We start from the raw sequence: 23,163 nt of genomic DNA on the forward strand, positions 1-23,163 counted from the left end.
GGAGGATAAAGTGAAGAAGTTTCTCAACGATCCGGTCAACTTCGTCGACGAGATGCTCGAGGGCATCTATGCGGCGCATCCGATGGTCACTTATACGAATGACGATCTGCGTTGCCTTGTGACGGCCAAGCCAAAGCCCGGCAAGGTCGGGCTCACCACGGGCGGTGGCTCGGGTCACCTGCCGACATTCTTGGGCTTTGTCGGCGACGGCATGCTCGATGGTGCAGCCGTCGGCGGTGTCTTCCAGTCTCCCAGTGCCGAGCAGATGTATCAGGTGACCAAGGCCGTCGATCAAGGTGCCGGTGTCCTTTACATCTACGGCAATTATTCCGGCGACATCATCAATTTCGACATGGCCGCTGAATTGGCCGATCTCGATGGCATTGCCGTCAAGCAGGTTGTCGGCAACGATGACGTGGCCTCCTCAATCGTTGGAGAAGAGCACAAGCGCCGCGGTGTTGCAGGCATCTTCTTCATCTACAAGGCGGCCGGTGCAGCTGCCGCCGAAGGTCTGTCGCTTGATGAGGTCGCACGAATTGCCGACAAGGCACGGATGAAGACCCGGACCATGGGGGTCGCGCTGTCTAGCTGTGTCGTGCCTGAAATCGGTCATGCCACTTTCTCGATCGGCGAGGATGAAATGGAAATCGGCATGGGCATCCATGGCGAGCCCGGTATCAGCCGCAAGAAGCTTGGCGCAGCAGACGCCGTTGTCGACGAGATGATGGATCGTATCTTCAACGAGACCGATTACAGATCAGGAGATGATGTTGCAGTCCTGATCAACGGTCTGGGTGGTACGCCGCTTGAGGAACTTTACATTCTCTTCCGCCGGGTCCGCCAGCTTCTCGATGCGCGCGGCGTAAACCTCAAACATGTCTGGATTGGAGAGTTCGCAACCTCAATGGAAATGGCGGGCGCCTCGATTTCGATCCTTCATCTTGACGAAGAACTCGACCGCCTGATGGCAGCGCCTGCCAATACGCCCTTCTTCAAGCACGTCACGGGATAAAGATATGAGCCTCGAAAGACTGGATGCGAGTCATCTGATCGGACTGTTCCAGAGCTGGCAGCAGCTTTTTGCCGAGCAACGGGAATATCTGATCGCACTCGATGGCAAGGTTGGTGACAGCGATCTAGGCATCACCATGGCGAAATCCTTTGCAGCGGCGGCTGACGCCGTCGCTGCCGAAGGCGAAGAGGCCGGTTTGTCCAAGCTGTTGCGCACGGCTGGTGCAACAATGGCGCGCACAGCCCCCTCGACCATGGGGACGTTGACGGCCACCGGTTTCCTGAGGGCGAGCAAAGCGGTCGAGGGACTGGATGCTCTTGATACGGAAGCGCTTGCTCAGTTCTGGCGCGCCTATACCGATGGGATTGCAGAACGGGGCAAGGCAAAGGTCGGTGACAAGACCCTGCTTGATGTGCTCGATCCCCTGACAAGCGCGCTGGAGGCAGAGGCTGAGAAAGGTACGGGTCTCACGGACGCGCTTTCTTCGGCAGCCAGGGTCGCAGAAGACGCACTGGAAGCGACGAAGTCGATGGTCGCTCAGCATGGAAAGGCTGCAGCGTTTCAGGAGAAGACCATTGGACTGCAGGATGCTGGCGCAACCGTCGGGTTTTTTCTGATCAGGCGAATGAGCCAGTTTGTGGCAAGCCACTGATATTGCGTCACCGGCCGCAGGATTGATTGAAATGACCGAAAGTTATGCCGTTGGCGTTGATGTTGGCACGGGAAGCGTACGAGCGGGTCTCTTTGACCTTTCTGGCAGGATGCTGTCTGTCGCCAAACGCGACATTACCGTGTTTCGTGAGGGAAGCTCGATCGTCGAACAGTCGAGTGCTGAGATCTGGGACTGTGTCTGTAGTGTCATTCGCGAAGCGGTATCCATGGCTGGGATCGATCCTGTCCAGGTAATTGGGCTTGGTTTCGATGCCACCTGTTCACTGGTGGTCGTCGGCGAAGGTGGTCAATCGCTTGGCCTTGGTGGCAGCGACGATCCTTCCCGCGACATCATTGTCTGGATGGACCACCGCGCCGTGGATCAGGCCGAGCGGATCAATGCCATCGGCCATGATGTGTTGCGCTATGTCGGCGGGCGGATTTCGCCCGAGATGCAGACGCCGAAGCTCCTGTGGCTGAAGGAAAACCGCCCTGAAGTTTTCGGACAGGCCTGGCAGTTTTTCGATCTCGCCGATTTTCTCACCTGGAAGGCGACGGGCGATCTTGCCCGCTCGACCTGTACCGTAACCTGCAAATGGACATATCTTGCCCATGAGGCGCGCTGGGACGAGAGTTACTTCCACAAGGTCGGACTTGGCGAACTGGCAGACGAGGGATTTGCCCGGATCGGCACACAGATGGTCGAGCCCGGCACAAGGCTTGGGGCGGGGCTTGACGAAGCCGCAGCATCAGCCATGGGTCTGAGATCAGGGACTGCCGTTGCAGCTGGCATGATCGATGCCCATGCCGGCGGCATCGGCACAGTCGGCATTGGCGACAATCCCATGGACAATCTGGCCTATGTCTTTGGAACGTCCTCCTGCACCATGACCTCGACGACTGAGCCGGTCTTCGTGCCTGGTGTCTGGGGACCGTATTACTCAGCCATGGTGCCGGGCCTCTGGCTGAATGAAGGTGGCCAGAGTGCAGCAGGGGCCGCGATCGATCAGCTCTTGTCGTTTCACCCGGCAGCAGAAGAGGCGAGGGGGAGGGCGCAGGCATCAGGCAAGTCGCTTCCAGCTTTTCTGGCCGAGATGGCGACAGCTCAGGTCGAGACGCTGTCCGAGACAGTTTTGGCGGCGGGCGAGTTGCATGTTGTGCCAGAGTTTCTCGGCAATCGCGCGCCTTTTGCCGATCCCCATGCGCGCGCCGTGATTGCAGGTCTTGGCATGGAGCGCGATCTCTACAGTCTGGTCGCGCTCTACATCGCCGGTCTGTGCGGCATTGGCTACGGGCTTCGCCAGATCATCGAGACGCAAGCCAAGCATGGGGCAGGCGTCAAACGCGTCGTGATCAGCGGTGGAGCCGGATCGAGCTCACTGGTGCGCCAGTTGCTGGCTGATGCCTGCGGCTTGGCGGTGGTGGCCCCTCTCGCCGATGAGCCGGTCCTGCTCGGCTCGGCAATTCTGGGCAGTGTGGCAGGCGGTGCCTTTCCTGATGTGAAAGGGGCAATGCAGGCACTATCTGCGATCGCGTCCATATACGAACCGGGCAAGGACAAGATCGGCGAGCTGCACGAGCAGCGGTTTGAAGCCTTCGTCAAATTGCAGGAAGTCGCGCGGGCGCTTTAGCCTGTGGCGTGATGGCAGACCTGGTATTTGTGGCATTCCTGGCTGAACGCGTTTGCCGCGGCGATCTGAGCCAGCATCAGGGCGAGACCGCACGAGATATGAGCTCATCCGATGTGTTTGCATGTCAATCGGTGATACCAGTCGAGCGGTGGCCCCTTATACGCGCCTTCGACAGCCTGGAGGCATCTAGCCGATTGCGGGCGGGACGTGGCTCTCGGACAAGCTGGTAACGCGTGCTGGTGATTGACACGCCAAAGGACAAAACCTAAACCATAATAACAGAAGCTGTCTGACAGGTTTTGTCATTTTGGAGCTTTTATCTATGGTTAGTGTGGAGACAGGCAGTGACGGCCGGGTGGATGGCGTCATCGCTGCGCTCACGTCCTATATCCGCGACAATGAGCTCGGGCCTGGAGACAGCCTGCCCAGCGAGCTGGCGCTGTCGAAGGAACTGCGCGTCTCGCGCACGGTCGTTCGAGAGGCCTTTCGATCGCTGGCAGCCGTAAGACTGCTCGATCTGCATGTGGGAAAAAGAGCGCGGGTGGCACAGCTCGACCATGGCGCCATGTCACTGATGATTGAACATGGTGTGGGGACCGAGCAGATCAACGTCCATCAGATTTACGATGTGAGGCGGACGATCGAGATGCGGACGGCCAGTCTTGCAGCCCTCAGACGCTCAGACGAAGAGGCGCGCATTCTCATCGACCATGCGACAGCCATGGAGACGCAGTTTCATTTGGCCGAGACAGTGATGGAACACGATCTGGCCTTCCACCTGGCCATTGCCAAGGCGTCGAAGAACCCGATTTTTTCGCTGATCCTTGGTGCGTTTCAAACGGTCTCGCGACAAACCTGGCCGATTGGATGGCGCAGTCGCTCCTCAGACGAGGAACGAAGAGCCATGAATGCACTCCACCTGGCGATCGCCAAAGCCATCCTTGCAGGCGACCCACAGAAGGCAAGTCAGTTGATGGCACAGCATTTCGATGAAAGCGCCAAGGCGCTGCTTGCCGCCGGCATTGCTTAAGGAAGCCACCATGAAAATTACCAGGCTTGAAACCGTGCGCATTGCGGAGCGACAAAATCTCCTCTGGATCCTCGTCCATACGGACGAGGGTATCACCGGGCTTGGAGAGACCTTCTTCGGGGCAGAAACCGTGGAGGCCTACATCCATGAATATGTCGCCCCTTGGGTGATCGGCCGCGATCCGCTTCAGATTGATCTCCTCGCCGCAGACCTGGTCGGCTATCTCGGTTTCCGCTCTTCGGGTGCTGAAGTGCGCGGCAATTCCGCCTTTGACATCGCGTTGTGGGACATTTTCGGGAAGGCGACCGGGCAGCCGATTGCGCAATTGCTGGGCGGCTTCAGCCGTCGTGAAATCCGGACCTACAATACCTGCGCTGGCACCGAATACATCAAGAAGGCGACGGGGCAGACAACGGCAAATTACGATCTGTCGACATCGGCGACGAGGGCTTATGATGACCTGAACGGTTTTCTTCTTCGTGCAGACGAGCTCGCCCACTCCCTGCTCGAAGACGGCATCACTGCCATGAAGATCTGGCCCTTTGACATGGCCGCAGAAAAAAGCCGTGGCCAGTACATCTCCATGCCGGACCTGAAACGCGCGCTTGAGCCGTTCGAGAAGATCCGTTCGGCCGTCGGCGACAAGATGGACATCATGGTCGAGTTCCACTCCATGTGGCAACTTTTGCCAGCCATGCAGATCGCCAAGGCGCTCACGCCCTATCAAACCTTCTGGCATGAAGACCCCATCAAGATGGACAGTCTGTCCAGCCTCACACGCTATGCCGCGGTATCTCCGGCTCCCATCTGCGCCTCTGAGACGCTCGGCTCACGCTTTGCATTCAGGGACTTGCTGGAAACGGGATCAGCCGGCGTTGTCATGCTTGATATCAGCTGGTGTGGTGGGATCTCGGAGGCAAGGAAAATCGCTGCCATGGCCGAAGCCTGGCATTTGCCTGTAGCACCTCATGACTGCACGGGCCCGGTCGTGCTCTGTGCATCGACGCATCTGTCGCTCAATGCCCCCAATGCCCTCGTCCAGGAAAGTGTCAGGGCCTTCTATAAGACCTGGTATCGCGATCTGGTGACGGCACTGCCCGAGGTCAAGAACGGCATGATTACGGTTCCGCCAGGTCCAGGTCTCGGGATGGATTTGCATCCGGATCTGGATAGGATCTTTACCGTGTCGCGGCGAATGTCAGACGCATCGTGATCAGTGAGGGCGGGCTAAAGTGCACTGGTTCGCCAGATGCTGGCCGATGCCTGCGGCACAGACGTGGTGGCGACGAGAGCAGAAGAGCCGGATCTGCTCGGCTCGATCATGTTGGGCAGTGTCGCTGACCAAGTCTTTGCCAACTATCTGAGGCCAGGCAAGCGCTGTAGGCGATCGCGTCAGTCTTCAAACCGGTCGCGGGCCCGATCGACAAACTTTGTCAGCAGTGTCTTGAAGCCTTCGTCAAATGAGAGGATGTCGGCCGACGGCTTTTGTAAACGGCGTTTGAGGTCCAGCTGGGCGGTCGTATGGCGGGGTGGTTCTGCGACCGTGATGAGCGGTTTCCTCTACTGGGGCTTGGTTTCGGTTTGCGACGGCTTTTGACGGGCAAGAACATAGACTGACTGGCGCATCCCCATCGCCCCGAAAGTCCTTCGTCTTTCCGCTTCGACCTTTTCCCGCCATGCGCGCATCTTTGCCACTTCGGCAAGGGCCTTGGCAACGACGTCATTCGTGCCTGTCTCGTCCATGATCCACCTCATGTGTTCACTCTATGTTCTGTTTCTTTCATGTGGGTGTCAACTGGCTTTTCTGCAATGAGCCCGCTGTGAATACTGAAGGCAAACCAAGCTTGAAGGCGTCAAAACGAAGAACCTAACGATGCCCGGTGCGGCAGAGTACGAACAGCGGGCGCGGGCAAGCTGCTTGTCTATCTGCCGATCGGAGAAACAGCTTATGCCTGCATTCTGATGCATACGAATAAGGTAATCACGATTACCGTAATCGTGATTACCTTAGTGGTTCTCTTCGCTAGGCTGGTGTGGAACGTACACGTCAGCTGGGAGCTGGGCCGGCTCGAGGACGTGAAAGTGATCATCGTTGCGGCTGCGCCGGGTGCCGGCGTCCCCGACCAAGATACGATTTGGCGCTCGTTCTCCATGCGCCCGAGCAAGGTTCACCGGAGCTGTTTTCGCGCCATCACCAGTGGGCGCGGACTGCGATCGCCCTATTGAACGATGTTCGAGGCTTGCGCGCGGCTGAACGAATTCACGAATCTGGGCCACTGCCTGGGACCATTCCGCCGCTGAACGGTTATAGCCCGAAGTCAGTTTTCAGCAGGAGTGGTGAGCATGTCCGAGCGTTTGCAGGTGAAGGAAATGGTGATGCAGATGCACGAGAAGAACCTCGTGCTGATGAACATTCTTGGCGATATCGCCGAGAACGAGGCGTCGTGCCACCTCACGTCTGGGGTGACGGAGGAAGAGATCGTTCGCCGCCTTAAGGACAAGGCAGTTCGCCGGAAAGAAATACTCGGCGAAATTCTCCATCTTTTGCGTCAAGAGGAGGCGGTGCGGCGGAAACCAGAAAACGGCTCCGGCACGCTTAAGGTGTTGCGATAGTCCTTGATGCCCCATCACGAAGGCTGGGCAAAGCGCTGCTCGCGGACTGAAGATGAAGCGAATGCGCGCTCGTCGACGCACCCGACAGCGACAAGCCTATGGGTTTTAAGGAGGTCGACCGGTCTGATTTAAGCCTATTTGACGTGATGCAGGCCGGGGGTCTGCATGTTGCCCGATAGACAGCATGATCTATTTGTTTCGTGCTGCATTGACATGTTCCCAGACCTTCGAGATCACAACCGAGCCTTCTCCCACCGCTGATGCCACGCGTTTGACGGATCCCGCACGCACATCGCCCACCGCGAAAATGCCGGGAACTGAGGCCGAATGGTCGCCATCCGTCACCACGAAACCTTTGCCGTCCAGGTCTACGATGCCAGACAGCCAACCGGTATTGGGCGCGGCTCCCACCATCACAAACAAGCCCGCTGCAGGCAGATGAATTTCGCCTGTTGCGACCCGCAGCGTCACGGCCTCGAGCGTTTCCGCGCCGTGGAGCGCGGTGACCTGCGCGTCGAAATGCAGGGTAATGTCGTCATTCTTCCGGATGCGCTCGATCAGGTAGTCCGACATCGATGCCGCGAGTGACGGGCCCCGCACCACGAGGTGCACCCGCGATGCCTGGCGGCTGAGAAACATCGCCGCCTGACCCGCAGAGTTGCCCCCGCCGATCACAACTGCACTGCGCCCCCGCAGGTGCCGCGCCTCAAGTTCAGTTGCCGCATAAGATACCCCCGCCCCCTCGAAATGCTCCAGCCGGTCCAGCGGGAGACGCCGGTATTGTACGCCGCTCGCCACGACGATCGCCGAAGCCTTGACCGTCACGCCGTCCTCGAGTGTCAGGGTAAAGCCAGACGCCTCGCGCGACACCCCCGTGACCTGGCGTGGAACGGCGAAACGGGCGCCGAACTTCAGTGCCTGGATTTCGCCACGCGCGCATAGATCCCGGCCGGATATGCCCGTCGGGAAGCCCATATAGTTTTCGATCCGCGAAGAGGCCGCCGCCTGTCCGCCCACCGCCAACTCGTCGATCACCAATGCGCGCAGTCCCTCGGCCCCGGCATAGACTGCCGCAGCAAGACCGGCCGGCCCCGCCCCCACGATCACGACATCGAACTCCGCGCCCGCCTCGACCGCGAGGTCGAGCCCAAAGCGTCGCGCCAGAGCACGTGGTGTCGGATCGTTGATGACGGCACGTTCCCCCAATAAGACGGCACCTCGATCACTGGGTATTCCGCACCTCCTAGCCAGTTCAAGCGCTTCGGCACTTTGTAGAGCGTGCGTGCGGTAAGGAATAAGGTTCTGCGCCGCGAAGGTTTCGATCCTGCGTATGGCCCGATCGGTCTCAGGGCCGATCAGTGTCAGTCCCGCTTGCCCGCTCTCGATCAGGCGACGGCGGCGCGCGGCGAAGACCGTCAGGACGATGTCGCTCATCTCTGGGATGTCGGCCATCGCCTGCAGCATCGCGCCGCGTGGGACCCGTATTGCGGTCAGATGGGTTTCGGCTCGGGTGGTCAGTTGCACCGTGCCGCCGCTGAGGAAACTCATCTCGCCAGTGAACTGACTTGGACCCAGCGTTGCATTGCCGTAGCGCGTTCCATTCACCTCGTCAAAAGCCGCGGCCTCACCTTCGACGATGTAGAAAAACGCGTCATTGGCAGCACCGAAAGCCACCATTGTCTCGCCCGGAGCGTAACGAACTTCTTGCCCGATCTTGCGTAGATGCGCCACGTGGGCATCAGAAAGTGGGCGGCGGACATATGTTGCTAAATCGGCGGCTGAGCTTTCCATGAGAACAGTCCTTCAGCGTGCTGGAGAATAGTGTGAAAGGGATCATCTAGGTTCATTCGGAAAAAAGAGCGTCACATGCGGAATCACTCTTTGGAGCAAAAGCACCGTTAAGTCGTCATGCTACAGGTCGGCGCGTCACAAGCTCATCGCCTCTGCTGACGGCTGTTGACCGGCTGGCGCGCAGTGTCTGCTGTCTTTGTGAACCACGAGGTGTTTGCCTGAAGATTTTGTCGAAGGCTGCAAGACTTGCAAGATATACGGCCTGAGAACGCCTGAGAACCAACGCATCACGACGCTCCCTTTCTGTCGGCAAATGCGAGGCGCAAGTCACTCTCTGATAGAGGCACGTTGAACAGTGGCGTTCCAAAATCAAAACGCGCACTCGCAGAGAGCGGCCCGACAGGGACGGGAGCGAAGCCCGCCGCTGCAACCACGCCTGCGGCAATGGCAACAGCGCCCGGATCGTCGCCGGCCAGCGGGATGCCGATTGGCGGGTGCGCTCCTGCCGTGGCAGCAAGGGTCGCAAAGTGTACCGAGCTGAACGCCTTCACCACGCGCGCGGCAGGAACGAGCGTTGCCACGCAGACACCCGAACCTTGCCCAGAGGAAAGCGCCGCAGCTGCAACCTCACCGTCCCGAACCGGTATTGCGTTTGATGTGTCCAGGATTACACGGCCATCAAACCCTGCTGCGACCGACCGCACAAGCTCCGGCCATGCGGCAAAGGGCACAGCAACGATGGTCGCTATGCCGAAGCGGGCCGCTTCGGCGATTGTCGTGCGGCCCACGCCCGGCGGCAGGGCCGCAAGGCGGGGGTCGTCAGGGGACCGGGTGGCGACGTGAACCCGATGGCCGCGGTTGGCCAAAAGCTTGGCAAGCGTCCCTCCGATCATGCCTGCACCGATGATCCCGATGTCCAATGACCTCTTCCTTCGTCTATTTCGTGGGGACCACCAAGATACGCGCCGCGTCTGTGCCACCTTCCAGGAGGTTGCCGGTCGTCAGCACCACGAGTTCTTCTGAGGGGCCATAGGATATGACGGAGGTGCAGCCGTCGCAGCCTGCCGCCAGCAATGTGGAAACAGTACCTTCTGCGTCGATACCGATCAGCGTCGCTCCATGTGAAGCTGCTGCAATCGTACCGTCGGCGAGAAAAGCGAAGTCGTCGATCGATCCGGTGGCTGCAAAGAGTTGAGGCGCTCCCTTTGGACCTGCCCCGTCTAATGCGACACGATAGAGTGCTTGTCGCGAAGAGTTTGAGACATAGAGCCAGCCGTCGCGGATCTTGAGCCCGTTCGCACCAGGCGTTTGCCCCGTTTCGGCAGGATCGGTGGCAAAGAGTGGATCGGCCAGCCATTCGGTAATGGTGCCGCTCGCAAGGTCAAGCTGCCAGATCATGCCTGCCAGGGAATCTGCAGCAAGGATCGTTCCGGGCGCGACCTCGACGATCCCGTTGAGAAACAGTGCTTGAGGCGCAGGGATGGTGTGGATCACCCGGCCATCCGGCGACAGGATGAGGAAAGCGTTGGTCTGCGTGAAGGCAGGTCCCTCGGCAAAAGATGTTCCATGCGCAGACAACACGATGTCATCGGCGCGCGCGAGAATGCCCACAGGGTGCAGGTCGAGCGCGACGAGAGGCGTAGGCGCTCCGCCGCCGTCCCATGACAGGAGCGTCCGATCGAAGTAGCTTGTGATGAGAAGTGCACCGTCTGGACCTTCCGCAACGTTCTCGAGGAAAGTGCCAGGCGGATAGCTGGCGACAGTGCGGGTGGGTTCAGCCTGGGCGACGGTCGCCCCAAGCGCCAGGATGAGACATAATTTGGCCCGCAATAGAAGTGTCATGGGATGTCCTTTCCTTGGGAAATCGCCAAAGCCGGGGATCACTTGGTGCGGGTAAAGCGCTGTTCGACGAACAGGTATTCCTCGCCTCCGGGATAGCGGACGTGGATGCGCTGCACATTCGCGTCTTTGTTTTCGATCACGAATTCAAAGCGAAGATCGCGTTTGCGGCCCGTGGGTTCGGCACCCATTCCCGCCTCGGTACTCTCGCCATACATCGATATCCCGTCGGCGGTTGCGTCGCCTCGGCCGATATAGACCATCTGTCCGGGTTCGAAGCTATCGACGGTAACAAGTTCAAACCGACCGTCGAGCCGATTGTACCCCATGGTTGCTTCACGCATCGCAGTTCCGTCGCCGGAGATCAGGATTTCGCGTAGGTAGCGCCCGCCAAGGACAAGCTCGCGTTCGGCGGTCATGCCAGGAATCTCGAAGGGTTCGCCCTGAGGCCCGGGCCAGACGCGCATGGCCACATCCCAGCGCCCGGCAAGCGGGTCCATCCAGGCATGTTCGGGACCGGGCGCAGCCAGACGGTCGGACGCGGTCTCTGACAGGGTAGGGGAAGCGGAAAACACAAGGGCCAGGGCAAGGCCAAGATGGTGCAGTCGCATTGGGCAATCCTTGTTGAGTTTGGGTGATCGGGAGGTTCGGCAGCGTCAGATTGAGAGTGCCCGGCCTACCCCCATCCCCGCTTGCCAAAACTTGCTGAGACAGGGAGGGGGTATTCGGAGCGAGTGTTCTTCTTCAGAAACAGGCGCTTGGTTCATATCTCGGCCAAGCCTGCCGCCAAGGTGGCAAATCCTGCGGTAGGACCAGTTCGTCAGCTACCGTCAAAGACATGCTCCACAACGGGCTTTGCGGCGGTGTGGAGGGTCCAGAAAGCCTCTGCGATCCGGGCAGGGTCGAAGGGCCCGCCGGGCGCCACCTGGCCCGCGATCGTCACCATGCCCAGCCTCAGGCCGCGCGTGGCAAATTCGGGCGCGCTTGCGTGGACGAATCCTCGCAGCGCTGATTTCACCGCAGTCAGAGCGGGAACCGCCGCCCCATATTGAGGCATCAGCGCGAGGCCGCCACCGGTCAGCAGGATCGAGCCACCGCCCGCCATCATTGACGGTGCGACCGTCTGGATACCGGTCAGCGCGCAAGTCAGGCCCAACCGAAGCTGACGGTCGAAATCTCCTGGGTCCAGCGCCAGCGCCGGCGCCTCGGTCCAAACCGCAGCATTCCACACAAGCAGGGTCGCGCGGCCATGTTCGGCGGCAATGGTCGCCAGCACGCGGCGAACATCTGCGTGGTCCGATAGGTCAGCACTATGGGTTGTCACAGTGCCGCCGGCAGCGATCAGGGGAGCCGCGAGAGCCGCCAGACGACTGGCATCGCGGGCGATCAACGCGACGCGAAATCCGCCCTGGACGAAGCGTCGGGCAACAGCGGCGCCAACGCCGGGGCCAGCGCCGGCAATAATGGCAAGTGGGGAGGTCATGATGGAGGTCCTTTGTTTCACTGAAAGTAAAAATATTGGTACGCGCCAGCTCTGTGTCTATCCAGCAGATCAAATGACTGGTATTCACACGGTGGATTGATAGGCGACCCAATATGGCATTCGACCTCAACCTGCTCTTGACCTTCGAGGCGATGGACAAGGCGCGCAGTGTCTCCGGCGCGGCACGGCTCTTGGGGCTCAGTCAGCCCGCCACCAGTGCTGCCTTGTCGCGATTGCGAAAGGCGCTTGGGGATGAGCTCTTCACTTATGCGGGGGGCATGATGCAGCCGACCCCCGCTGCGCGACGGCTGGCACCTGGACTGCATGCAGCCCTTGCAGGTATCCGCGTGACGCTTGATGGGGAACAACGTGTCTTCGATCCCGCAACCGCTGACGGAACCTTCACCATCGGCGTGACGGACTACACCTCTGCCGTCATTGCGCCTGCACTGATCGCACGGCTGACAGCAGAAGCACCGGGGATGGATCTTCAGCTTCTGGCCTATGACAAGGCAGGCGCGGGGGGCCTGATTGACGGCGGTGCTTTCGATCTGATCATCGGAGCCTTCTCAGATCCTCCGGAGCGCGCGGTCGCCTCTCCCCTGCTGGAAGAGCAATTCGTGGGTGTTGCCCGAGACGGGCATGCAATTCTTCGCGGCCCACCCGATACGGATGCCTTTGTGACCTTCGACCATGCGCTATACACGCTGTTCACAGCGGGGCGACAAGGCCGCGGTGTCGTGGACGATGCACTGGCCGCGGAGGGGCATGTGCGCCGGGTGCGACTTGCACTGCCACACCTTATGGCGCTTCCTCAGATTCTGCGCGCAACAGACCTGATAGCGACAGTGCCGGCCAGAGCAGCAGCTTGCTTTGGGCCTGGCATCAAGACGTTCGACGTCGGCTTCCTCGGTCTGGAACCATGGATGTTGCACATGCTGTGGTCGCCCTATCTGCGAAAGGATCCTGCACATGCCTGGCTGAGAAAGACCGTATCGGAGGTCTGCGCCGTTCTTTGACCCGCCAGAACTTGCCATGTGGCAAAACTTGCGGTGATCGCAGCGTCGTTATCGATTTTGTTTGACAGATTTCAGGGCGGGACCGAATATTTCCGCATGGCACCTGGCTATGTTGCCCCGCCAAACTGGCTTGATCCCATGCTCGATACGAATCTGTATTTTGATAGCATGCATGCGTTCTATAGCGCCGCCTACTCGGAAACCCTCGTCGAAGTGAATAGGCCGGTCGCTCTGGGAACGACCCTGCTCTCTGCCCGGCAGGGCGCAGGTGACTATTCCGACGCGGCTGTACCCGACCTCGTGATTACGCGCGGTCTGTCGCGCGAGATTCCGGCGACACTCGATCTTGGCGCAGGACAGTTCCGCGCCGCCATACCCCGGAACTCCATCGTCGTCACGCCGCCGAACACGCCGACAAAGATCCTCCTCGACAGGCCGAACGAAGTCGAGTTCCGGGCCATTCCTTATACGGCACTGCAGTCGATCTGCGGCGGTCATGATCTACCGCCCGACGGCGACTTCGGTGCAGCCCACCGTGCCAACATCAATTGCCCACAACTGACAGTCCTGTTCATACAGACCGCGCGCGAGATTCGCGCCGGTAATCCGAGCGGCCCGATGTTCATCGAAGGGGCGTTGATGCAGATGGTCGCGCTGCTGATGGCGCAGTCGCAACGAAAGCTGCGGGCGCCGACCGGAGGGCTGGCGCCCTGGCAGCTCTCGCGTGTTTCTGATCACTTGCACGCTCGGGTCGATCAGCCGGTATCGCTGGCCGACCTTGCCGCATTGACTGGCCTATCCGTCTATCACTTCGCTCGCGCCTTCAAGGCTTCGACAGGTATCGCACCACACCAGTTCCAGGTCTCCCTGCGCATGGACAGGGCGCGCACGCTGCTCTCCCGCTCGACCTTGACCATCACTGAAATTGCCCTGTCTCTGGGTTACGACAGCTCTCAGAGCTTTGCCCGTGCATTTCGGATAGCACATGGCACGACGCCGACCTGCTATCGGACCAATATGCTAGGCTGTCGCACGCTGTAAATGGGCTCGGTCTCGGCCTGCGACAAAGTCGTGTGAAACGATCTTCCTTGCCACCAGACTGCGTTCAGGCAGCGCGTTCGGACCGAAGATTGCAACTGTCGCGCAGGGCTACCGCTACCCCATGCCCGATGGATGAAAGTTTGCCTCCATCCATCGGTCACCGTCGGCGTTGGGGCGACATGGGCGCCATGGAATTACCTTAGGTCCAACGGCGCAGAGGTCTCCAACCGGGTATCAATAGCGAATGCGGACTTTGTCTGAGCAATCAACTCACAGTGCCAGACATACCGGCTGTGGGTCACCAGCCAATTTTGAGTGGCCCGCTTGAGCACGACGGATGGCTTGAAGAGGTGAGGCGAGCATTTACCCTTGGCAGTTTTGCGCCTTCATCTCGGACGAAGGTGCAGTCGTCAAAGGTGCGCAGAAGCGGACACGAGGCTATGGCGGCCTCAGGTGCGGCTACGCGCCTTCATTTCTGCCATGTGCGTCAAGTCTTGTCTGTTACAATAGGGGTCATTCTCTGCGAACAGATTGAAGGTGTCAAAAGGGCGAAGAGCAGACAGTCGAAAAGTGAAGGCTTGCCGTTCATCAGGGTCGGCAAAGCTCACTTTCTCTGCTGGTGCGAGCCGTTCCGGCCGCCAGACTGGCGGCTGTGCGCTAATCCGCAAGGCCATGGGCTGCTCGCTATCATGACGCGCGGCGGCTTTAACCCTGGTCTGAGTGGCAGACCCACCCCGTTTTTGACAGTCCGTACGACGACGGCGGATCTATTGTCTCGGGCTGTCCTGATATCCGCCCGCCAGCAAGAAGCGCCGGATGCCGGGATCCTTGCTGAGACCGGCCGCGCGGGTCGCAGCCTCGCGAGCGGCTGACTCTTGGTTGCCGAGCCAGAGGATGCGGGCACGCGCCGCCCACCAGGGCTGATAGGCTTCGGCATTCGTGATCGCGTCGAGCTGCAACATCGCAGCGTTGACCGCGCCATTTTCTGCGAGCGCGACAGCACGTGCCACCAGCACTCCGGTGGTGGGCGCGAACCGGGCCAGCACGTCGTAAAGCTGTGCAAGCGGTCCGTTGAGGCGCTCGCCGGTGATGCGACTTTGCGCGTGAAGCGATTGAATTGCGGCCTCGGTCTGAAATCGCCCAGGCTGTGCCGCACGGGCGGCTGAGCGCAAGGCGGCTTCCGCCTCAGCCATCATGGCGTGAGACCACGAAGCGACTTCTTGGTCGCGCAGCGGGATGAAAGCGCCATCCAATCCTCTTCGCGCCGCCCGTCGCGCTTCACAGTGCAGCATCAGGGAAAGCAGGCCGAGCGCCTCGGGCTGCTCGGGCGCGAGCTGCACCGTCAGCCGCGCAAGCCAGATCGCCTCATTGGTGAGGCCTGCCAGCCGCGGGTCGGCACCGGCCACGTCGTCCCAGGCGGTGCCGTAGGCCGCGTAGATCGCTGATAGCACCACGGACAGCCGCGCAGGGATATCTTCTGCCTCAGGGATCGCAAACGCGATCCCGGCATCGCGGATACGGCGTTTGGCGCGCACCAACCGCTGGCCCATCGAGGCGGGCGCGATCAGAAAGCTTGCTGCGATGCGCGCGGCATCAAGGCCTAAGACCGTCTGCAGCATCAAGGGCGCCTGCGCGTCTTCGGCGATAGCCGGGTGGGTACACGCGAACATCAACTTCAGGCGGTCGTCGCCGAATCCGTCCGAAGCTTGGTCGTTGCGTTCTTCCTCAAGCATTTGCACCATCGCGAGACTGCGGTCGGCGGTATGTCGTCGCGCTGCGGCGTGGCCCGCACTGCGCCGCGCAACGGTCAGAAGCCAGCCGACAGGGTTAGCTGGCACACCGCCTTGCGGCCACTGCGCCAGCGCGGCCGCGAAGGCGTCCGCCAACGCATCCTCGGCGGCGGCCACATCGCGCGTGCGCGCGGTGAGGATCGCGATAAGCTTGCCATAGGACTCGCGGGCCGCAAGCGTCGCTTGCGCGGCGATATCGCGGCGCGCCTCGTCCATCAGGAGGCGGTTGGTGGAAGCACGGGGCGAACCTCCACCGAGCCGCCCGTTGCGCACGGCGCCTGTGCGGCCCATTCGAGGGCTGTGTCAAGATCGGGCACGTCGAGGATGACAAATCCGGCCAGTTGCTCCTTGGTGTCTGCGAATGGTCCATCGACGACATGCCGGGTGCCATTCTCGACCCGCAGCGTCGTTGCGGTCTCGGAGGGGCGCAGCACGTTGCCGCCAATCATGACGCCGGATTGCGCAAGTGCGCCTATATAGGCCTGCCAGCCACCCCAATAGGCGCCGACCTGCGCGGGATCGTTGGGTTTGCTCCTTTCTTCGGGGGTTTCGCGAAATTGCAGCATATAGTGCATTGGAATAGCCTTTTTTCTGAAGATGACTGTCAGTTGATGGCCTGTCGATGGCTGGGCGTACGCACGGCGAAAATCGCGTGCAATATACAGCAGGACCCGCACGCCGCGAGAACCAAGTGTACGGCGGCATCGCGGCGCGCGTCGCCCATCATGCGCCGGGCGGCGGCAGGATCGGGCGGATTTCGACGGACCCGGCTGTCACGCAGGGTGCCCGTGCAGCCCATTCGAGCGCTGCGTCTAGATCGGGCACATCAAGGATGACATAGCCGCCCAGAATTTCCTTGTTGTCGGCGAAGGGGCCATCAATGACCTGCCGCGTGCCGTTCTTGACACGCAGCGTCGTCGCGGTATCGGGTGGCAGCAGCCCGTTGCCGCTGACCATGGCCCCGGATTGTGCAAGCGTGCCGATAAAGGCGGTCCAACCAGCGAAATAGGCCTCGACCTGCGCGGGATCATGATGTTTGCCCCGTTCCTCTGGGTTTTCGTAGAATTGAAGCATGAAGTGCATCGGTATCGCCCTTCTTCTCAGAATGACCGTAAGTCGACGGCCCGTTGATGGTTGAGCGTGTTCGTACCCGCTCATCATAGTGTGCGGCGGGGCCGATACATTTCGACAGGCCTTGGAGATGTTTGTGTCGAAAAAAGATGATGACCGCCACGGATCGTTCGAGTCCGGGGCTTACCCTGGTGTTGTTGATCAGCGTTGAGGAAGGGTCGGGACGCAGACCGGCGGATCATCTTCCGGTTGCGAAGCCGGCCCAAGTCTCGTGCGACCTACAAGGTCGAGGCCGCAACCCGCAGCCGGCGCTTGGCCTCTGTGTGGTGCCACAGTTTGCATGAATGGCCAGCTCGAGGAAGCTGAGGCGCGGTTTGGGCGATCAACATGAGTGTCCGCTATGTCGCCTGGCCCATCTATAAACCCGCCAGCCGGCTCGCGGCCAAGGGCGGCCGAATCCAAAGCGGCGTTTCTTGCCCAAACCGGAGAGTAACAGTGCGGAACAGCTGCTGAACGACAGGTCGCGGGTTCGTATCCCATCGGCAGCACCTATCTCTCAGGTCGGACAGCCGACCGTTCTGCATTACGGCCTTAATGAGCGGCTTGCGCCTGCTGGTAAAGCGTCGCACCAACTTTTTGTGCTGCGGCCGCCAGGCGTTTGTCTCTTGTCCACAAGCTTGCGCGCCCGTCGAGCAGTGTTGAAGTCAACAAGTGCGCGTCTGTGTAACCGATCCCCATGCTGAATATCGAATGCCGATCAATTACTGTCATGACCTCTGTATGGGTCGCGATCGTTGCTTCGCGCTGAGCGGCTAGGAAAGCTATGACGGCATCCCGCTCTCGTAGGCTACCAAGCGCCAGTTCGCCGACAACAAAAGGGTGGCAGAGCAGTAGGTCATCAGTGATGATTTTCCCTAGTTCTGCGTCACCATATCGAAAATGGTCGATCCAGATTGAGGTGTCGACCAGGATCACTTGGCTACGTCGCTCCGTCGGCGCGGTGACGCCTCAGCCTCTGGCATTGAGCCACCAAGGGCGATCAGCCGTTTGCCAGATTCCACACGCACAAGGGTCTCCAGCGCCTGTCGAACAAGAGCTGCTGTTTCCTTCGTGCCCGTGAGGGACTTGGCCCTTTCCATGAGATCGTCATCGAGATTTATGGTAGATCGCATATCAAGACTCCTGAAGATGGATGGTCTAGTTAGCACCATTTGGTGCTAATTTCTACGACTCACGGAGCCGATGCTTATTGTTTTTCAAGCCGTCGGTTCGAACTAGTTCAAGGTTATGACACCAGCCAAGACGATTGCTCGAGCCAGCTGCGGTTCATGCGCGATGACAGTTTTGCGCCTCCCATTTCGGATGTAGAGCCACATTGTATGTTCGGAAGCGGACATAGGTTTCGGGCTGCGCTTGAAAGCGCTACCTCCAGATCCACCCTTCTCGTCAAGTGTACGCGACAGCGCTCGTGCTCCGTACCCGTCCAAAAAAAGACATGCATCCTGAAATGCTAAGCTCCGTCCTTCCAGAAAGTAGTGCGTGAGAAACAAGCCATAGTCCGCTCAGGCTTGCCTCGATTGAGGGAGACGCAGACGGGCCGTGAAGACTTCGGCGGCTTGTTCGAATTCGAGGGCTCCGCCGTGGGCTCTTGCCACCTGATCGACAATGGCCAATCCCAGGCCCGTGCCTTCTCCACCGCGGGCAACATCACCTCGCGCAAACGGGCGCATCAGGTTTCGTGCTTCTCCAGGTGAAATGCCAGGCCCCGAATCCCGCACCTCGATCAGCAGATATTCCCCATCAGTGCGTGCGCTTAGGCTGATCGGGGCTTTTCCGTAGCGGATCGCATTGGTCAGAAGGTTCTCAACAGCTCTGAGAAGGGCTGCTTCCCGAACCCAGGCCAGGTCATTGGTCGGCGCGTCGAGTGCTATGGTGTCTGGCCGATCGCTCGCCTCGATTGCCTGCTGAAGTAGCGGTCGCAATGGAACTGCCCGCGTTTCTTCCACCTCAAACCCACGGGCGAAGTCGAGGAATTGACGCAGCATGGTTTCAATCCGGATCACGTTGCGCTCCGCACCAGCAACGAGATCGGGATCAGAATTCTTCATCATCGCAAGAGACAGGCGCAGCTTGGTCAGCGGAGTTCGCAAATCGTGACTGACCCCAGCCAGCATAAGCGCGCGGTCAGCCTCTGCCGTTTGCAACCGATGCGACATATCTTTGAGTGCGCCGGAGACCGCAGCGATCTCCCGCGGACTATGGATGGCGTTCTCATAAGTATAGGATGGGCCTGACATAACTCCGACCGCATCCTCCAGACGCTTCAGCGGTCGAGCGATCTTTCGTTGCAGCGTGATCCCGCCGGCGAGAGAGGCAAACAATGCGACTGCTGATGCCAAAAGCACGCCAACCACTGGATCGGTCGCCGGCAATGTCCTGACGGTTAACCAAAAGGGTTGATCCGCTGTGACGACCCGAACCCAAACCCGCCCCTCACGATCAATAAGGACATCGGGGCCTGTGATCCCGTATTGCTCAGACAGAATTCGCAGGAAGTATCCCGTGAACCAACTGCGCTGTCCGCCTGCGTCGTCAGGCGCAGCTTCTGCCAGAAGCATGCCGGGCTCATCGTCCGCGCGCAGCGCCTCGGTGAAGAGTATCTGCTGGAACGGGTCCATCTGCGTCAAAGAAAGCTGGAGATTTCGGATCGTCTGTGCCGTGTCTGCCGCCGAGCGTTCGATCTGGGGCCGTATTACGAATTCGGCAATCAGAACGAACGACATCACAAGTGCACCGACGATGGCTGCGGTAAGAACCGCGATATTCTGCTTCAGGAGGGAGTCAAGCACCGTCGGACACCAGCACGTAACCCACGCCCCAGACCGTCTTGATCAATTCGGGCGCATCGGCCCGGTCGCCGATCGCGCGCCGTAGCCGCGCAATGTGAACATCGACCGCGCGGTCGGTAACCTCCGCATCGCGTCCAAGCGCACGTTCGATCAATTGAGCCCGGCTCAGCGGGCGTCCGCGACTTTGCAACAGAGCCTCCAGCAGGGCGAATTCACGGCTGGACAGCTTGAGTGACGCGCCTTCACGTTTCACCGTTCGGGTCGAGAGATTGATCTCGAGAGAACCGACCGTCACGATATCGTCCAAGGACACTGGCCGGAAACCGCGCGTGCGTCGGAGGACAGCCGACAGACGGGCTACCAGTTCGCGGGGTTCAAAGGGTTTGGGCAGGTAGTCGTCCGCGCCGGTTTCGAGGCCGACAATGCGGTCGATCGGGTCACCGCGCGCGGTGAGCATCACGATCGGCGTGAGATCGCCCGCTGCACGAAGCCGCCTGCAGACGGAAAGCCCGTCTTCGCCAGGCATCATGAGGTCGAGAACGATGACATCCGCCGGGTTTCGCGACAGCTCCCTGTCAAGCGCGCTACCGCCGTCCACGGCGCGGGTCTCGAATCCATGCTCCGTCAGGAACCGGCGTAGCAGCGCCCGGAGTTCAGTGTCGTCGTCCACGACGATAACTCTGTCTGATTTCCCGTTCATGGCGCTGATCGTGTCACGTATGCGAGACGCAACGCAAGATCGAGTTATGTCAAAACATGACAGACAAGCTCCTTTGAAACACCTTGTCACATCTCGCTCGAAATCCGTAACACCCGTGAAATTCAGCTCCTGCAAATCGCTCGTCAGAAGGCGAACAAGTTTGATCGCAAGTGATGGAGCAAATTATGCTGAAGAAGATTTTTGTACTATTGGCCCTGGTGATGGGCGGGGCTACGGCGGCCACCGCGTCCGCCGTTGCCGTATCGACAGCAAACGTCAACCTGCGCGCCGGACCGGCAACAAGCTATCCGGTGGTAACCGTCCTGCCTCAGGGCGCGCGCATCGTCACCCGTGGCTGTGTTGCTGATTATGCATGGTGCGATGTTGCATTCGGCCAGTACCGGGGCTGGGTATCTGCCAGCTACATTCAGGTGGTTTATAACGGCGGCCCGGTCGTCCTTTCCGCCGCGGTCGCTCCCATCGTCGGTGTGACCGTGGTGACCTATGACCGCGCCTACTGGAACACACACTACGTGGCCCAGCCTTGGTACCGGTCCTGGACGTCCTATTATCGCCCCTATGCCCCGGTCGCACCACGGGTTGAGACCTACGGTCGAAGCGCGACATGCGTTGATGGCAACTGCACGGGGACACGCACGGCGACGGGAATTTATGGTGGAACGACGAGCCAGACCCGCAATTGCGCCGGTGGTGAATGCAGCGCGACCCGTGAGACCACCGGACGCTTTGGCAATTCCGCTTCCCGCGTCCGCAACTGCAGCGCCAATGACCTTAGTTGCAACATGACGCGAACCGGACCGGCCGGTGGTACTGCGACCGGAACCCGTACCTTCAGTCGCTGAGGCGTCAGTCGCCTCCATCACCGGGGCACCTGCGGGACAGCCCGTCGGCGGAGTGAGAACACCTTGGTCGGAACGTCGGTCATGGTCCTCACTCTGTCTGTCGGAATTGGGAGCCCCAGCAATTACAAACTGCAATTCATCTGATGAGGAGAAATAGGGACATGAAACCTGATGTATTGGCACGGCTGGTTTGTGCCGCTTGCGTTGCCCTGCCGCTGTCCGGCGTTCAGGCACAGACGATCTCTGATGCCGACAGACAGAAACTGGCTGAAAACTATGTCCAGGCAGATGCCGATGGCGACAAGGCTCTGACCCGCTCGGAGTTTCACTCTCTTCTTTCGCTCAATGCACAAGACAACCTGGGCAGGGCTGGCCAGATCGTGAAGTTTGGTCGCCAGGACATGGCCTTCAACCGAATCGACGCCGATGGCAACGCCGTGGTGACGCAGCAAGAATTGCAAGCGCTGGCGCGATGAGTCCTGGCAATCACCCCTCGGAAGACGCGACCGTCTCCAACACTTTGCCACTGCTCGACAATGGCAAAGATCGGTCTTCGTCGAAGATCACCCAGCGGAAGAAGTCGAGTTGGCCACTGAAGGCCCTCATCGTGGTGTCGCTTCTCCTGATCGGTGGTGTCATCGGTCTCTATTTTCAAGGGCCCGCCATACGAGCTGTCTTCGACTGGACGAAGCTTGAGCCTGGTGCTGGTGCCCGTCAACCCATCGCCTTGCCCGTCGAACGCATCCCGTCGCCCGAACGCGTCGCGGCGATGGCGACCGGTGACGTTGTCTCTCTCGGTCGTCTTCAGCCGGCCGGAGGCATCGTCTCTGTGGCACTTCCGCAAGGGGCCGGCGACGCGCGCATCGACCGTATCCTGGTCGATGACGGAGATGTCGTGGCCAAAGGCGATGTATTGGCCGTGCTCGACAGTCTCGCGCTGTATGAATCGGCGCTGACCAGCGCAGAAAGCACGCTCGCAATTCGGCGTGCAGCACTTTCCCAGGTCAAGGTTCAGGTCGAGGCGGCTGAAGCCGAGCTTCGTGCGCAGATTAGGGGAGCAGAGGCTTCGCTTGCGAGCAGCGAGCGCGAATTGGCCCGCGTGACCTCCCTGTTGGGCACTGGCGTCTCAACCCAGGCGACCCTCGAGGAAGCAGAACGGGCCGCCGACACGGCACGTGCCGATCTCGACCGACTGCGGGCGTCGATGACCCGTTATGAGTCCGGGCCGGATGACCAGCAGGTCGATATCGCCGTGGCGACCGCGGATCTCGCTGCGGCAGAGGCCGCCGTTGAACAGGCACGCCGCGACCTCGACAGGGGCCGGGTGCTGGCGCCGCAGGATGGGGCGATTATCGAAGTGTCGGCGCGCGCCGGAGAACGGCCGCCTGCAGACGGGCTTTTGCGGATGGGCGACACGGCGCGAATGGAGGCTGAACTCGAAGTGTTCCAGACCATGGTTCCCAGGGTCGCGGTCGGTCAGTCCGTGTCGCTCGTCTCCGGCGTGCTTGGCGACGAACAATTGACAGGAACGGTCTCGCGCATCGGCACGCTGGTCGGGCGGCAGAGCGTAACAGCGGACGATCCGGCGGCGAATACCGATGCGCGCGTGCTTCTGGTCACGGTCGCGCTCGATGAGGCTTCAAGTCTCCGTGCCGCGTCTTACGTGAACCTCGAGGTCGTTGCCCGGATTGCTGTCGCGTCCGACACGCCTGAAGAGGGCGGCGGACAATGACAGGTTTCCTCTCACGCCTTCTGGGTCGGCTCCCCATCGGGTATCTTC

Annotated in this window: 24 protein-coding genes and 1 pseudogene; 12 read left to right on the forward strand and 13 right to left on the reverse strand. The window is 60.2% G+C overall.

Annotated elements, in window-relative coordinates; genetic code table 11:
* Positions 1–10: 10 nt before the first annotated feature.
* The 6 genes and pseudogenes from BSY240_RS22770 to BSY240_RS24455 all read left to right on the forward strand — a co-directional run.
* On the forward strand, positions 11–1,012 hold the full coding sequence (locus BSY240_RS22770) for a dihydroxyacetone kinase subunit DhaK (protein ID WP_069044214.1): 1,002 nt from the start codon (positions 11–13) through the stop codon (positions 1,010–1,012).
* A 4-nt stretch (positions 1,013–1,016) separates the two neighbouring features.
* Positions 1,017–1,664 carry a dihydroxyacetone kinase family protein gene (locus BSY240_RS22775; protein WP_069044215.1) on the forward strand — a complete coding sequence of 216 codons (648 nt, stop codon included), beginning with the start codon at positions 1,017–1,019 and terminating at the stop codon, positions 1,662–1,664.
* Positions 1,665–1,695: 31 nt separating this feature from the next.
* A complete protein-coding gene (locus BSY240_RS22780) occupies positions 1,696–3,294 on the forward strand; it encodes an FGGY-family carbohydrate kinase (RefSeq protein WP_069044216.1) in 1,599 nt (532 codons plus the stop codon).
* A gap of 322 nt (positions 3,295–3,616) precedes the next feature.
* Positions 3,617–4,324, forward strand: a complete 708-nt coding sequence (locus tag BSY240_RS22785; RefSeq protein WP_069044217.1) for a FadR/GntR family transcriptional regulator — start codon at positions 3,617–3,619, stop codon at positions 4,322–4,324.
* A 10-nt stretch (positions 4,325–4,334) separates the two neighbouring features.
* Positions 4,335–5,537: a mandelate racemase/muconate lactonizing enzyme family protein gene (locus BSY240_RS22790; protein WP_069044218.1), complete on the forward strand. Its 1,203-nt coding sequence runs from the start codon at positions 4,335–4,337 to the stop codon at positions 5,535–5,537.
* Positions 5,538–5,561: 24 nt separating this feature from the next.
* Positions 5,562–5,681, forward strand: a pseudogene (locus BSY240_RS24455) (FGGY-family carbohydrate kinase); the annotation flags it as partial.
* A gap of 203 nt (positions 5,682–5,884) precedes the next feature.
* Here BSY240_RS24455 and BSY240_RS22795 read toward each other — a convergent pair.
* Positions 5,885–6,067: a hypothetical protein gene (locus BSY240_RS22795; RefSeq protein WP_069044219.1), complete on the reverse strand. Its 183-nt coding sequence runs from the start codon at positions 6,065–6,067 to the stop codon at positions 5,885–5,887.
* A gap of 600 nt (positions 6,068–6,667) precedes the next feature.
* Between BSY240_RS22795 and BSY240_RS22805 the strand changes: the two genes are divergently transcribed.
* On the forward strand, positions 6,668–6,937 hold the full coding sequence (locus BSY240_RS22805; RefSeq protein WP_069044221.1) for a hypothetical protein: 270 nt from the start codon (positions 6,668–6,670) through the stop codon (positions 6,935–6,937).
* Positions 6,938–7,126: 189 nt separating this feature from the next.
* On the opposite strand, the gene BSY240_RS22810 is transcribed toward BSY240_RS22805, so the two are convergent.
* The 5 genes from BSY240_RS22810 to BSY240_RS22830 form a co-directional block, all read right to left on the reverse strand.
* Positions 7,127–8,728 carry an FAD-dependent oxidoreductase gene (locus BSY240_RS22810; RefSeq protein WP_069044222.1) on the reverse strand — a complete coding sequence of 534 codons (1,602 nt, stop codon included), beginning with the start codon at positions 8,726–8,728 and terminating at the stop codon, positions 7,127–7,129.
* A gap of 287 nt (positions 8,729–9,015) precedes the next feature.
* Positions 9,016–9,648 (reverse strand): NADPH-dependent F420 reductase, encoded by a 633-nt coding sequence (locus BSY240_RS22815; protein ID WP_083229781.1) that lies wholly within the window; start codon positions 9,646–9,648, stop codon positions 9,016–9,018.
* A 16-nt stretch (positions 9,649–9,664) separates the two neighbouring features.
* Positions 9,665–10,570 carry an SMP-30/gluconolactonase/LRE family protein gene (locus BSY240_RS22820; protein ID WP_069044224.1) on the reverse strand — a complete coding sequence of 302 codons (906 nt, stop codon included), beginning with the start codon at positions 10,568–10,570 and terminating at the stop codon, positions 9,665–9,667.
* Between the two features lie 38 nt (positions 10,571–10,608).
* Entirely contained in the window at positions 10,609–11,178 is a 570-nt protein-coding gene (locus tag BSY240_RS22825; protein ID WP_069044225.1) for a DUF1579 family protein, read from the reverse strand.
* Between the two features lie 209 nt (positions 11,179–11,387).
* Positions 11,388–12,050: an SDR family NAD(P)-dependent oxidoreductase gene (locus BSY240_RS22830; protein ID WP_069044226.1), complete on the reverse strand. Its 663-nt coding sequence runs from the start codon at positions 12,048–12,050 to the stop codon at positions 11,388–11,390.
* 113 nt (positions 12,051–12,163) lie between these two features.
* Here BSY240_RS22830 and BSY240_RS22835 point away from each other — a divergent pair, with 113 nt between their 5' ends.
* Positions 12,164–13,069: a LysR family transcriptional regulator gene (locus BSY240_RS22835; RefSeq protein ID WP_069044227.1), complete on the forward strand. Its 906-nt coding sequence runs from the start codon at positions 12,164–12,166 to the stop codon at positions 13,067–13,069.
* Positions 13,070–13,087: 18 nt separating this feature from the next.
* Positions 13,088–14,110 carry a helix-turn-helix domain-containing protein gene (locus tag BSY240_RS22840; RefSeq protein WP_150127579.1) on the forward strand — a complete coding sequence of 341 codons (1,023 nt, stop codon included), beginning with the start codon at positions 13,088–13,090 and terminating at the stop codon, positions 14,108–14,110.
* Between the two features lie 767 nt (positions 14,111–14,877).
* Here BSY240_RS22840 and BSY240_RS22845 read toward each other — a convergent pair.
* The 7 genes from BSY240_RS22845 to BSY240_RS22875 form a co-directional block, all read right to left on the reverse strand.
* The gene (locus tag BSY240_RS22845; RefSeq protein ID WP_069044229.1) at positions 14,878–16,116 is read right to left on the reverse strand and encodes an RNA polymerase sigma factor; all 1,239 of its coding nucleotides are present in this window, start codon (positions 16,114–16,116) and stop codon (positions 14,878–14,880) included.
* The gene (locus tag BSY240_RS22850) at positions 16,116–16,475 is read right to left on the reverse strand and encodes a YciI family protein (protein ID WP_069044230.1); all 360 of its coding nucleotides are present in this window, start codon (positions 16,473–16,475) and stop codon (positions 16,116–16,118) included. Before BSY240_RS22850 ends, BSY240_RS22845 begins: the two co-directional genes overlap by 1 nt.
* 148 nt (positions 16,476–16,623) lie before the next feature.
* Complete coding sequence (locus BSY240_RS22855) at positions 16,624–16,983, reverse strand: YciI family protein (RefSeq protein WP_069044231.1); 360 nt, start codon at positions 16,981–16,983, stop codon at positions 16,624–16,626.
* Positions 16,984–17,562: 579 nt separating this feature from the next.
* Positions 17,563–17,946 carry a type II toxin-antitoxin system VapC family toxin gene (locus tag BSY240_RS22860; RefSeq protein ID WP_069044232.1) on the reverse strand — a complete coding sequence of 128 codons (384 nt, stop codon included), beginning with the start codon at positions 17,944–17,946 and terminating at the stop codon, positions 17,563–17,565.
* A complete protein-coding gene (locus BSY240_RS22865) occupies positions 17,943–18,143 on the reverse strand; it encodes a type II toxin-antitoxin system VapB family antitoxin (RefSeq protein ID WP_069044233.1) in 201 nt (66 codons plus the stop codon). The genes BSY240_RS22860 and BSY240_RS22865 overlap by 4 nt, the downstream gene beginning before the upstream one ends.
* A 390-nt stretch (positions 18,144–18,533) precedes the next feature.
* Positions 18,534–19,754 carry an ATP-binding protein gene (locus tag BSY240_RS22870; protein WP_150127580.1) on the reverse strand — a complete coding sequence of 407 codons (1,221 nt, stop codon included), beginning with the start codon at positions 19,752–19,754 and terminating at the stop codon, positions 18,534–18,536.
* A gap of 58 nt (positions 19,755–19,812) precedes the next feature.
* On the reverse strand, positions 19,813–20,520 hold the full coding sequence (locus tag BSY240_RS22875) for a response regulator (RefSeq protein ID WP_083229782.1): 708 nt from the start codon (positions 20,518–20,520) through the stop codon (positions 19,813–19,815).
* A 185-nt stretch (positions 20,521–20,705) separates the two neighbouring features.
* Between BSY240_RS22875 and BSY240_RS22880 the strand changes: the two genes are divergently transcribed.
* The 3 genes from BSY240_RS22880 (at position 20,706) to BSY240_RS22890 (ending at position 23,115) form a co-directional block, all read left to right on the forward strand.
* The gene (locus BSY240_RS22880; protein WP_069044235.1) at positions 20,706–21,383 is read left to right on the forward strand and encodes an SH3 domain-containing protein; all 678 of its coding nucleotides are present in this window, start codon (positions 20,706–20,708) and stop codon (positions 21,381–21,383) included.
* Positions 21,384–21,544: 161 nt separating this feature from the next.
* Positions 21,545–21,859 carry an EF-hand domain-containing protein gene (locus BSY240_RS22885; RefSeq protein WP_069044236.1) on the forward strand — a complete coding sequence of 105 codons (315 nt, stop codon included), beginning with the start codon at positions 21,545–21,547 and terminating at the stop codon, positions 21,857–21,859.
* Positions 21,856–23,115, forward strand: coding sequence for an HlyD family efflux transporter periplasmic adaptor subunit (locus tag BSY240_RS22890; RefSeq protein ID WP_069044237.1), 1,260 nt, complete (start codon positions 21,856–21,858; stop codon positions 23,113–23,115). Before BSY240_RS22885 ends, BSY240_RS22890 begins: the two co-directional genes overlap by 4 nt.
* Positions 23,116–23,163: the final 48 nt, after the last annotated feature.

It is taken from the genome of Agrobacterium sp. RAC06 (assembly GCF_001713475.1).
In the GTDB taxonomy this organism is placed as follows: Bacteria; Pseudomonadota; Alphaproteobacteria; order Rhizobiales; family Rhizobiaceae; genus Allorhizobium.